We start from the raw sequence: 11,198 nt of genomic DNA, 5'->3' as shown, positions 1-11,198 counted from the left end.
GCCCCCCGCCCGACAACTCCGACGGGGACTACGACTACGGCTGGCTGGGCTCCCACCAGCGCCCCACCGACCACGGCCTGGCAACCACCATCGTGCAGATGGGCGCCCGCCCCTACGCCCCCTCCCTCGGCCGCTTCCTGTCCGTCGACCCCATAGAAGCCGGCTCCTGCAACGACTACGACTACGTCTGCGGCGACCCGGTGAACGGCTTGGACCTGACGGGGACGCACTGCTCGTGGCGCCACCCCCACCACTGTGCCGGCGCCGCCGTCCGGGCGGTCGTCGACTACGCCACCGCCGGGGACCTCAAGCGCCAGGACCGGGAGAGCTACGAGTGCAACTGCACAGTCGAGAACACCAACCCGATCGCACGGGCCGAGAAGGTCTACGCGGAACGATACGCAGACGACACGCTGCGGGTCGTAGCCGCTGCAGCCGCTGTGGCACTGCCTGCGGTAGGTGCCCCTGCAGCGGCAGCAATAGCAGTTCCGGTCGTGGTCTCAACCGCTGGCAACTTGGTCGACCCGGCGTGCTCTACGGCCTTCGTGGCGACGGGGGGTACCGCATCAAGCTTCTCAAGTACCGCCACAGCGGCGATTTACCACTTTGCGGACAGCCCTATAGCTGGTGCGGCAAAGGGCCTCGGAGTGACTGCCTCCGTAGTCACCTCGTTGATCCCGTGCAACTAGGAGAAGTCATGAGAGGACCACCGGATGAGCCTACCCGTCGTGACAAGGCCGTCATCTTCTTATGGACGATGGCATGGTCATTTGGTGTCTTGATCGCGGGGCTTCTCAGTGGTTATGACCGTCTAAGCTATCCAGGATTGGCGGCCTGGTTTCTGCTCTTAGCTAGTACGGCGTGTTGGTTCTATTTTACTCGAGATCGTTAAGGAATCGGGCGGGAACTACCTGGTACTGAGCCGTCCCCTTGATGGTGTCGGCGGTGCGAGGTCGTAGTTCTATTCGGCATGCCAGTCGTGGCCGATGAGGGGAAGCGCCGCCATCGTGTCGTCGCTGATCTCGGTCCTTTTCGGGTAGTGGCCCTGGTCCCAATCGGCGAGGATCCGCAGGCCTGTCTCGGTGGTGGTGCCGGCGGCCAGCTCGACGATCACCTGGTAGGACGTGAGGGGCTTGCCCCGCCAGTTCTTGGTGATGAAGCTGAACATCCGGTGCTCCACCTTGTTCCACTTCGACGTGCCCGGCGGGTAGTGGCACACCGTGATCGTGAGCCCCGTCTCGGCGGCCAGCTCGGCCAGTTCGACCTTCCAGAGCTTGTTGCGGTAGCCGTTCGATCCGCCGGCATCGGCGGTGGCGGTCACCAGCAAGGTGGTGGCCTCCTGGTAGCGGTCCCGGCCCATGGCCTGCCACCAGCGGCGTATCCCGTCCCGGGTTCGCCTTGCGCCCGTTGACGAGCTCCTTCTGCGGTGAAATGCCTCGTGCTGAGCGCGGCGTCTTGACGCACATCATCAACTCGGGGCGAAGCCCCGATCCTGTGGGCTGCGTCGGAGGGGAGGGGGAGTTCCACCGATCGCTACACGGGACCGGCCATGATGGCCGGCCGTAGCCCATACCAGCGACCGGTGGAGGTCCAAGCATGCCAGGAGAAGCCCTGCTGTTGACGCTACGGCCTGCCCACCACCTCTACTGCCCACGACTCCACCGACGGCTCGCCCCCGCTGGTGACGGCCACCTCCTACGCCCACGCCCACCTGGGCCTGCCCACGGCCGTGACCGCAGATCCCGGGGGCCTGGCCCTCACCACCGCCACCTCCTACGAGCCCGCCGGCCCGGGGGCCTTCTTCCGGCGCACGGCCCGCACGCTCCCCTCGGGGGCCACCACCACCTACGAGCACTACGGCCCCACCGAGGTGGTCGCCAACCCCTGCCCCGGCGGGGCCAGCGCCAACCAGGGGGGGATGGTGCGCCGCTCCACCGGCCCCGACCCCGACGGCCCCGGCCCCGAGGTCGCGAGGGTGACCGAGGTCGTCCACGACGCCATGGGCCGCCCGGTGGCCACCCGGGTGGGCACCGGCCCGTGGGCGTGCACCACCTACGACGACCGGGGCCGCCCCCTGACGCGTGCTTTCCCCGCCCACGGCGCCCAGCCGGCCCGCACCGTCACCTACGACCACGCCGTGGGCGCCAGCCCGCTGGTGGCCTCGGTCACCGACCCCGCGGGCACCGTCACCGCGGCCCTCGACCGCCTGGGCCGGCTGGCCACCTACACCGACGTGTGGGCCAAGGTCTCGTCCTACACCTACGACCAGGGGGGCCGGGTGACCTCGGTGGCCACACCGGGCCTGCCCACCGTGGCCAGCACATACGACCCCGCCGGGAGGGTGAGCTCGCAGTCCCTCGACGGCGTGACGGCCGCCACCGTGTCCTACGACGGTGCCGGCGAGCTGGCCTCGGCCTCCTACCCGGCGGCGGTGGGCGGGGCGGGCAACGGCTCGTCGCTGGCCTCGCTCACGCGTGACAGCGCCGGGCGGCTGGCCTCGCTGGCCTGGGACCTGGCCACCGAGGCCGGGTTCTCGTCCTCGTCGGTCACCCGCTCGCAGTCGGGCCGGGTAATGGACCAGGTCATCGACGGCACCGACGCCCATCCCGGGGGCCCGAACTTCTCCTATGACGGCGCCGGGAGGCTGGTGGAGGCCCACGTGCCCGGCCACCACCTCACCTACGGTTACGCCCCCGCCGGGGGCTGCGGGCCGGCCCCGGGGGCGGGGCTCAACTCCAACCGCACGTCGGTGACCGACAACGGCACCACCACCACCTTCTGCCACGACCACGCCGACCGCCTGGTCGGGGCCTCGCCTAGCCTGGGGGCCATCGCCTACGACGACCACGGCAACACCACCATGCTGGGGGCGGCCGCCCTGTCCTTCGACGGGGCCGGCCGCCACGTGGCCACCACCGAGGGCCCGGCCACCGTCACCTATGCCCGCGACGCCACCGGGCGGGTGGTGGCCCGCACCGACGCCTCGGGCACCGTGCGCTACGCCCACCGGGGCCCGGGTGACAGCCCCTCGGCCACGCTCGACAGCCAGAGTGCCCCCTACGAGGCCACCGTGGCCCTGGCCGGCGGGGCGGTGCTCACCCGGCGCTTCGTGGTCACACCCCCACTGGCGGTCACCGACGTGTGGAGCTACCCCGACGTGGGGGGCCACACGGCAGCCACCGCCACCTACGCCGGGTCGCTGGCCGGGCTGCCCGTGCTGGTGGGCACCACCAAGCACGCCTACACCCCCGACGGCACCGGCCCCCCGCCCGACAACTCCGACGGGGACTACGACTACGGCTGGCTGGGCTCCCACCAGCGCCCCACCGACCACGGCCTGGCAACCACCATCGTGCAGATGGGCGCCCGCCCCTACGCCCCCTCCCTGGGCCGCTTCCTGTCCGTCGACCCCATCGAGGGCGGCTCCTGCAACGACTACGACTACGTGTGCGGCGACCCCGTGAACGGCTTGGACCTGACGGGGACCAAGAAGAAGAGCAAGGAACCCCTCCCCGACCTGGAGGCCCACTGCGGCTACAACGCACCGAACGACATCTTCTACGGTGAGGAATGTCTCCACTACCGGACAGCAAAGGCTAACGACGACAGCTCTATCTACTTCGACTTCGTTGGTAAAGGCCGTCGCTATGATGAGCCTCACATTAGCCGCATCGAATGCCCCAAGCCGTTTCGCAACGTAGTGCAGTTCTTTAGCCTAGGTGGCTTCGCGCGTTCAGTGACTAGCACTGATCCTACCAAGGCCTTTGACCAGGCGCTTGAGGCGTACATTGTTGGCGATCTTACCCACAAAGGAGCGACGGCAGTCGGCGGGCGAGTAGCAACAGTTGTACCTTATGCAACTGTGGCGATTACTGCGCTCGACGCTGCCTGTGCTGCAATTGGGTACTAGCTAGTGGCCCGTCACGGAAGTCCCGGTGACCTGGCCTTCAGTTTCGTCCCCAGTCTGTTCATCCTCGATGGTCGAAAGGACATCGGTTCCTGAACGTCCTCCAACTCAAGGCCGCGAACAGAGCGTTGAGACCTCGACGCCATAGTGCCCATCACTTTGACCGCTACGGTGGACTAGTCCATAGTTGTGAAACGCTCTGTGTGGAGCTTTTCCCCAGGCAATAACTTTAGAACAAGAATGGGGGAAAAAGAACGTATGAGGCGTCAGGATTGCAGTACCTGCCTAAAGGTTTCATGTGTCTAATACCGACAATCGAGATTCGCCACGCGCATCTACAAGGAACCGTAATGTGTTCCTGCTATTTGTCCTTGGCGTAACTGTCTTGCGTGCTATCTGGCGCGGCCTGTCTGTATTGGAGTTTTTCCTTGCCATCATCCTACTGGCTACGGTGTGCGCGATCCTACTCGCACTTGACCGCTTCTTGAATCGCTGGTGAGGTCGGCGGCGATAGCCTTTCTGCCTCGCCTCTAGGGAGTAAGGCTAGGCTAAGTGTTCACGTCCGCCGTCGACGCTGATGTCGATCGCCCATGAATTGTCACCGTTGTAAGCAGGAGACAAGAGGGGTGGTCGCGAGAGTGTGTACATGGCACACGACGCGCCCTCGGCCTCCGAGCACGAGCGGCGCATCGCCGACCTGGAGGCGGTCGTCGCCCAGCAGGCGGAGCTGATCGATTCCCAGCGCCAGGCGATCGAGCGGCTCGAGGCGCTCGTAGCCGAGCTGCGACGGCAGTTGGGGCAGAACTCGGGGAACTCGGGGAAGCCTTCGTCGCGGGACTCCGCCGCCGAGCGCCAGCGCCAGGCCGAGAAGCGCGCGCGACGGGCAGAGGCCGGCAGTGGCGGGGCAAAGCGCCGACGGGGCAAGCAGCGGGGCGCCAGGGGCAAGGGCCTGGAGATGTCACCGAAGCCCGACGAGGTCGTCGACCACCGGCCGCAGCGCTGCGAAGATTGCGGGGCCGAGCTCGGGGACGGCTCGCCGAGCGAGTTCTCGGCCCGCCAGGCGATCGAGCTGCTCGAGGTCCGCCCGGTGGTCACCGAGCACCGCTCCCACGCCTGCCGCTGCTCGTGCGGCCACGTCACCCGGGCGCCGTTCCCCGACGAGGCGCGGGTGGGAATGTCAACCTGGTGTACGAACCCTGCAGTGCGGACCAGGACCCATGGCCGGGCCCCAGGACCGCACCGACATCGCCTACGACGGGGGCCGGCCCTCCTCGGTCACCCTGGCCGCCCCCGCCGAGGGGGCGCCCCGGCCCGCCCACCACTACGAGCACCCCTCGCCCACCGAGGCCCGGGTGCAGGTGGCGGGGGTCACCTCGGCCCCCGGTTGGGCCCGGCGGGTGACCATGGACACCTTCGGGCGGGCCCTGTCGGGCACCGACGCCACCGGGCACAGCACCTCCTACACCTGGGGCAGCGGGGACCGCCTGGCCCTGAGCACCGACGCCGCCGGGCGGGTGACGGCCATGCACTACGACCACGCCGGGCGGCCCTCGGCCACCTTCGGCCCCGCCCCCTCGTCGTGCTTCACCGGCCCGTCGCCCAACGGCTCGTGCCCCCCTGTTGCCCGACGTTCAGGTTGAGGACAGCGGCGACACTCTCGTCCGGGACGGTTGATGCTCAAGGTGTCGCCGCGGGTCCTGGCGTTGTCGCCGCCGGTGCTCAGGTTGTCGGTAGTTCGGCGACGTCGATGGTCGTGCGATAAGGGGCGTAGCCCGTCCCGGTCGAGACGGCCCAGCACGTCGACCACCGCATGGATGGCAGTCATCCCGTTGGTGTGGTCCCAAGCGGGCAGCTCGAGGACGATGGTCACCCGCTGGGTCGATCGCGGCTAGCGTCGCTGGTGCGTGCTTGTTTGGTGCATGGGGAGCTCTGAACGATGTCGACTTCACTGGACCATCCGTACTCACGTTTCGATGAGGGACAATGTCAGCAAGTGAGTTCCGCCTTCTGGTGCTTAGTGTTGTCGGCGGTGTTGTCTTGGTTTCAGCTGCTACGGCAGGGGTTGCTCGTCAGCACCCCCTCCCCGCAGTTGTTGTGACTGGCCTCCTGGGAGTAGGTTGCTTGATCACCTCAGGACGAGGGATGATAAAGAATGCAGACAGCATTCTAAAACTGACGAACTTCGGGAAGAAGATCTATCTGTTTGGCCTTGCTGTTGGACTGATAGCTGGCGGCCTCTACGCCATGTGGGCCGGATTCCATACCCCAATCGATCCCGTCCCTGTCCTTGGAGGTGCCTTGATGTTGTTCGGTGGCTTCACCATGTTCATCGTTTGGGTCTACGCAGCATAGTTGACCAAGTCTTGATCCCCCTTTCTTTGTAGTGTTAGCGGCGATAGCCGGTTTCGGCGATCTCACGCCACGACCGTCCTAGGTTCTTTGTCGACGAGATGAAGTCAGGGCCGTTTGCGCATTGCGCCACGAGCACCGCTTCCGCGCGGACGACGGCGGCGCGGTAATTTTCGACAGGGCTGACTACTCGATGCCCCTCGGGCTGACTGGCCGGCTCGCCGGCCGATCAGCCCGAGCTGACTGGTACACGAGGCGACGCCTTCGTCCGCATCCCAATGGTGCGGGTGGACGGGCAATGGCAACCATGCCCGAGGAACAGTGCGTTTGGTGAGATGACGGACCGATAGCCCAAGGGCCCGACGCATGGGAGCGTTTGGCCAGAACCAGAGTGTCGTCCTGACGGGGCTCTGGGAGGTCAGGTGGCCTGGGGCGCCAAGCACCTGGAACCTCCCGGCGGTGGCCGCCAATAACCGGGAACGGGCGGGGGGCGGGCTCGGCTCGGGGCTAGGGCCAGAGGGGCTCGGACTGCCAGCCGCCGGCCGAGAGCCGGTGGCGCACCCGGTCGTGGAGGCGGTCGGGCCGGCCCTGCCAGAGCTCGACCTCCTCGGGCACCAACCGGTAGCCGCCCCAGTAATGGGGGCGGGGCACCTCGGTGCCCTCAAACCGGGCCGTGACCTCGGCCAGGCGGGCTTCGAGCTCAGAGCGGTCGCCGAGCACCTGGCTCTGGTGGGAGGTCCAGGCGCCGAGTTGGTGGCCGCGCGGGCGGCGGGCGAAGTAGGCGTCGGACTCGGCCGCGCTGACAGCCTCGACCCGGCCCTCGGCCCTCACCTGGCGCTCGAGCTCGGCCCAGTGCAGCACCAGGGCGGCCCGGGGGTTGGCGGCCAGCTCTCGGCCCTTGCGACTGCGGGTGTCGGTGTAGAAGACGAAGCCCCGCTCGTCGAGGCCCCGCAGGATCACGGCCCGAGCCGACGGGCGCCCGTCGGGGGTGGCGGTGGCCACCACGGCCGTGTCCCAGGCCAGCAGCCCGGCGTCGCGGGCCTCGGCCAGCCACCCCCCCACCTGGCCGAGGGGGTTCACGGGCACGCTCCGCCGATGGTGATGGTCGACCCGGGCTCCACCCCGAGGGGGGCCAAGCCTCCCTGGGCCACCTCCAGGGCGTAGCGGTAGGGCCCGGTGGGCGGGTAGAGCGGGCAGTCGCCGCCACCCAGGCAGGGCTCCATGTCGGCCGTCGACACCAGACGCCCGGACGCGTCGAACCAGGCGATCGACAGAGGCAGCGGGGTGTCCTTCATCCAGAAGGCGCCCCGGGTGTCGGACTCGAACACGAACAACATGCCGTCGTAGCCCGACAGGCTCGTCTGGTTCATCAGGCCCCGGCTGCGCTGGGCGGCCGTCTCGGCCAGGAGGGCACAGCGCAGGGCCATCGAGCCCGAGACCCGGTAGGCGACCTCGCCGAAGCCGGCCACCGGCGTGCGGCTCGCGGGCGCGAGCGACCCCCCGCCGGCTCCCGGGCCGGTGGACGGGGCAGCGGTGGGTGGGGCCAGGGGCGCGACAGGCCCGGCCTCGCGGTCACCACCCCAGCGGCAGCCAGTGGTCAAGACGGCCAGCATGACCAGCACCAGCACCGCGGCTACCGACCTCGTGACCCGGTCGGCTCGGGCGCGGGGCCGCCGGGGATGGGTGAGGGGCACGCCGACAAGTATGTCGCCGCCGGTACGCTGCCCCGGTGGCTGCTGACCTGGTGACCCGGTCCGCCCGGGTGCGGGCAAGGATGCAGGAGCTGGGCGTCGACGCCCTGCTGCTCTCGCTGGGGGCCGACCTGCCGTGGCTGACGGGCTACGAGGCCATGCCCCTCGAGCGCTTGACCATGCTCGTCTTCCCGGCCGACGGGGACGCCACCCTGGTCGTGCCCCGGCTGGAAGCGCCCCGGGTCGATCCCCGGCCCGACGTGTTCGCCGTCAGGCCGTGGGACGAGACCGAGGACCCGGTGGCCGTGGTGTCGGCCCTGGTGGGCGGACGGTTGCGCCTGGCCGTGTCAGACCGGGCATGGGCCACGTTCCTGATCGGCCTCCAGGAGGCCTTGCCATCCCGTTCCTGGCAGCGGGCGTCGGTGGTCACTGGCCCGCTGCGGGCCGTCAAGGACGACGACGAGGTAGCCGCCTTGGGGCGGGCCGCCCAGGCGGCCGACCGGGTGGCGGCCCAGCTCCTGGCCGGGGATATCGCGCTGGTGGGGCGCACCGAGGCGGCCGTGTCGCGCGAGATCGGCGAGCGCCTGCTGTCCGAGGGCCACCAGCGGGTCAACTTCGCCATCGTGGCGTCGGGGCCCAACGGGGCCAGCCCTCACCACGAGGCGGGTCACCGGGTCATCGGGCCCGGCGAGGCCGTGGTCTGCGACTTCGGGGGCACCCTCGACGGTTACTGCTCGGACATGACCCGCACGGTGTTCACCGGCCCGCCCCCGCCCGAGCTGGCCGAGGTCTACGAGGTCGTCCGCCGCGCCCAGGCCCTCGGCGTCGGAGCGGCCACCGCCGGCACCCCCTGCCAGGACGTCGACCGGGCGGCGCGCGACCACATCGAGCAAGCCGGCTACGGCGCCTACTTCGTGCACCGCACGGGCCACGGCATCGGCATGGAGGAGCACGAGGACCCTTACCTGGTGGCCGGCAACCGCACCCCCCTGGAGCCCGGGCACGCCTTCTCGGTGGAGCCCGGCATCTACCTGCCGGGCCGCGCGGGCGTGCGCATCGAGGACATCGTCGTGGCCGGGGCCGACACGCCTGTCCCGCTCAACCAGGCCGATCACTCCCTGACCGTCGTGGAGGCCTGAGGTGGACCTCGGCATCGCCGGGCGGGTGGCCCTGGTCACGGCCGCGTCCAAGGGGCTGGGACGGGCGTGCGCCCTGGCCCTGGCCCGCGAAGGGGCCAAGGTCACCATCTGCGCCCGGGGCGAGGAGGCGCTGGGCCAAGCCGAACGGGAGCTGGCGGCGCTGACCGACGTGCTGGCCGTGGTAGCCGACGTGACCGAGCCGTCGGTACCGGCCACTTTGGTGGCCCGGACCGTCGAGCACTTCGGGCGCCTCGACATCCTGGTGGCCAACGCCGGCGGGCCCCCGGCCGGGCGGTCGCTCGATCTCGACGACCAGGCCCTGACGGCCGCCCTGGAGGCCAACCTGCTGACGTCGGTCCGCCTCGTGCGCGAGGCCGTCCCCCACATGCGGGCCGGCGGGTGGGGGCGGGTCTGCCTCATCACGTCCGACTCGATAAAGAAGCCGATCCCCACCCTGGCCCTGTCCAACACGGCCCGCACCGGCCTGTGGGCGTGGGCCAAGACAGCCGCCTCCGAACTGGCCGAGCACGGCATCACCCTCAACACCGCCTGCCCGGGCCTGCACGCCACCGACCGCATCCGCCAACTCGACCTGGCCAAGCCGGGTGAGCCCATCGGCGACCCCGCCGACTTCGGCCGGGTGGTCGCCTTCCTGTGCTCGGAGCCGGCCCGCTACGTCAACGGGGCCGCCCTGCTGGTCGACGGCGGCAAGTACCCCGGCCTGTTCTGACCCTTCGCCGGTCAGGCCGCTGTCACTAGAGGCCGGCCCTCAGAAGGTCCGTTCAATGGTGAGCGGGGCCTGGTCAGGCCGCTACCGGAGGCTCCCCGTCGTCGTCGACGTCGGCTTGTGCCTCGTCGGCCTCGGCGGCCTTCCGCGGGGCGGGCCGGGGCCGGTGCGAGGGGTGCTCGCTCTGCGGGTGGCCCTGGCGCTGGCTGAACGACCAGGCGGCCGCCATGAGCTCGAGGTGGGACAGGTCCTTGCGGAAGCGCCTCACCTGGTGCGCCCGCACCAGCCACGGACGGGACCAGAACAGGGCGGCCAGAAAGGCGATGGCGCCGGGGAGGGCGATTGCTGCTGCGTACGAGTTCATCGGTACGCCTTTCCTGGCCGTCCTGCTTGCTCGGGGTTGTCGGCCGGGGGGGCTCGGACCTTTAGGGCCGCCGGCCGACCCGCCACTCCTTCCCCGCGCCCGGCCCGCCCTAACCTGGCCGGCGGCCGTGCGACACTGCTCGGGTGATCCGCCTCGACGCCGCCACCGTGCTGTTGCAGTGGGCCGTCGGCGGCCTGTTCTTCCTGTGGGTGACCAGCAGGCGCCGCCAGGTCGGCATCGGCTACGGGTGGCTGCTGCGGGGCGTGTACGGGACCATGGCCGTGCTCTCGGTGGTCGCCGGTCGCCTGTTGGAACCGTCGGCCGGGCGCGACGTGTTGGCCCTGGGCGTCGCCGCCGCCGCCCTGGCCGCGCTGGCCGTGTCGGTGGCCCGCCGCAAGGCCGGGGTCGCGGGCGAACGCGAGCGCCGGAGACGGAGGTCGGCCCGCGTCGAGGAGATGGTCGGTGAGCGCAAGCCGCGGCCGGGAGGGGCCGGGGGTGGGAGGCCGGGCTCGGACCGCCCCGAGTTCCCGCCGGGGCTCGACCTGCTGGCCCCGGTGGTGGGCCTGGTCGCTCTGGTCGTCGCCGGCCTCGACGCCGGTGGCCCGGCGGCCCTGGCCGTGGCCCGCACGGTGGTCGGCGCCGCCTTCTTGGGGGCCGTGTCCGACGCCATGCTGCTGGGCCACTGGTACCTCGTCCAGCCGGGCCTGGGCCGCGAGCCCCTGCTCGACCTCGTGCGCTGGCTGGCCGTGGTGTGGCCCCTGGAGGTGGCCGCCCTGCTGTGGCCCACCGGGATGGCCTCGGTCTTCACCGGCGCGGTGGACGACGGCTGGAACGGAACCCTCGGGTGGTTCTGGCTGGCGTGTGCCGTCTCCACCCTGGTGCTGTGCGTGGTGACCCGGGCCGCCCTCAGGGAACGGTCTTACTCGGCCGTGATGGCCGCCACCGGCCTGCTCTACCTGGCCATCCTCACCGCCTTCGGCACCGACCTCGTGGCCCGGGCCGTCCTGGCCGGCTGACGGCG

11 protein-coding genes and 2 pseudogenes are annotated in these 11,198 nt (G+C 70.1%); 8 read left to right on the top strand and 5 right to left on the bottom strand.

From position 1 onward, the window contains the following. Positions 1-689: RHS repeat-associated core domain-containing protein (locus AB1673_13070; protein ID MEW6154900.1), on the top strand; the 689-nt coding region annotated here is incomplete at its 5' end. 281 nt (positions 690-970) lie between these two features. Here the strand turns inward: AB1673_13070 and AB1673_13065 are convergent. Beyond that, positions 971-1,381, bottom strand: a pseudogene (locus AB1673_13065) (ISAzo13 family transposase). A gap of 300 nt (positions 1,382-1,681) precedes the next feature. Here AB1673_13065 and AB1673_13060 point away from each other — a divergent pair. Then, positions 1,682-3,910 carry an RHS repeat-associated core domain-containing protein gene (locus AB1673_13060; GenBank protein MEW6154899.1) on the top strand — a complete coding sequence of 743 codons (2,229 nt, stop codon included), beginning with the start codon at positions 1,682-1,684 and terminating at the stop codon, positions 3,908-3,910. Between the two features lie 643 nt (positions 3,911-4,553). Further along, positions 4,554-4,811, top strand: a pseudogene (locus AB1673_13055) (DUF6444 domain-containing protein). Between the two features lie 54 nt (positions 4,812-4,865). On the opposite strand, the gene AB1673_13050 reads toward AB1673_13055, so the two are convergent. Beyond that, positions 4,866-5,018, bottom strand: coding sequence for a hypothetical protein (locus AB1673_13050; protein MEW6154898.1), 153 nt, complete (start codon positions 5,016-5,018; stop codon positions 4,866-4,868). A gap of 106 nt (positions 5,019-5,124) precedes the next feature. On the opposite strand from AB1673_13050, the gene AB1673_13045 reads away from it, so the two are divergent. Together AB1673_13045 and AB1673_13040 are read left to right on the top strand one after the other, a co-directional pair. Then, positions 5,125-5,547, top strand: a complete 423-nt coding sequence (locus AB1673_13045; protein MEW6154897.1) for a hypothetical protein — start codon at positions 5,125-5,127, stop codon at positions 5,545-5,547. 370 nt (positions 5,548-5,917) lie between these two features. Continuing rightward, positions 5,918-6,259 (top strand): hypothetical protein, encoded by a 342-nt coding sequence (locus AB1673_13040; protein MEW6154896.1) that lies wholly within the window; start codon positions 5,918-5,920, stop codon positions 6,257-6,259. A 504-nt stretch (positions 6,260-6,763) separates the two neighbouring features. Here the strand turns inward: AB1673_13040 and pdxH are convergent. Both pdxH and AB1673_13030 read right to left on the bottom strand, forming a co-directional pair. Next, on the bottom strand, positions 6,764-7,342 hold the full coding sequence (gene pdxH, locus AB1673_13035; protein ID MEW6154895.1) for a pyridoxamine 5'-phosphate oxidase: 579 nt from the start codon (positions 7,340-7,342) through the stop codon (positions 6,764-6,766). Further along, complete coding sequence (locus AB1673_13030; GenBank protein ID MEW6154894.1) at positions 7,333-7,950, bottom strand: DUF192 domain-containing protein; 618 nt, start codon at positions 7,948-7,950, stop codon at positions 7,333-7,335. Before AB1673_13030 ends, pdxH begins: the two co-directional genes overlap by 10 nt. A gap of 35 nt (positions 7,951-7,985) precedes the next feature. On the opposite strand from AB1673_13030, the gene AB1673_13025 reads away from it, so the two are divergent. Together AB1673_13025 and AB1673_13020 are read left to right on the top strand one after the other, a co-directional pair. Next, positions 7,986-9,086: an aminopeptidase P family protein gene (locus tag AB1673_13025; GenBank protein ID MEW6154893.1), complete on the top strand. Its 1,101-nt coding sequence runs from the start codon at positions 7,986-7,988 to the stop codon at positions 9,084-9,086. Between the two features lies 1 nt (position 9,087). Next, the gene (locus AB1673_13020; GenBank protein ID MEW6154892.1) at positions 9,088-9,816 is read left to right on the top strand and encodes an SDR family oxidoreductase; all 729 of its coding nucleotides are present in this window, start codon (positions 9,088-9,090) and stop codon (positions 9,814-9,816) included. 73 nt (positions 9,817-9,889) lie between these two features. Here AB1673_13020 and AB1673_13015 read toward each other — a convergent pair whose 3' ends face one another. Continuing rightward, positions 9,890-10,177, bottom strand: a complete 288-nt coding sequence (locus tag AB1673_13015) for a hypothetical protein (protein ID MEW6154891.1) — start codon at positions 10,175-10,177, stop codon at positions 9,890-9,892. A 143-nt stretch (positions 10,178-10,320) separates the two neighbouring features. Here AB1673_13015 and AB1673_13010 point away from each other — a divergent pair, with 143 nt between their 5' ends. Further along, on the top strand, positions 10,321-11,193 hold the full coding sequence (locus tag AB1673_13010) for a hypothetical protein (protein ID MEW6154890.1): 873 nt from the start codon (positions 10,321-10,323) through the stop codon (positions 11,191-11,193). Positions 11,194-11,198: the final 5 nt, after the last annotated feature.

The sequence above is a fragment of the Actinomycetota bacterium genome (assembly GCA_040754375.1).
Lineage (GTDB): Bacteria > Actinomycetota > Acidimicrobiia > Acidimicrobiales > AC-14 > JBFMCT01.
The sequence above is the reverse complement of the archived record's forward strand: the minus strand, read 5'-3'. Positions and strand labels throughout refer to the sequence as shown.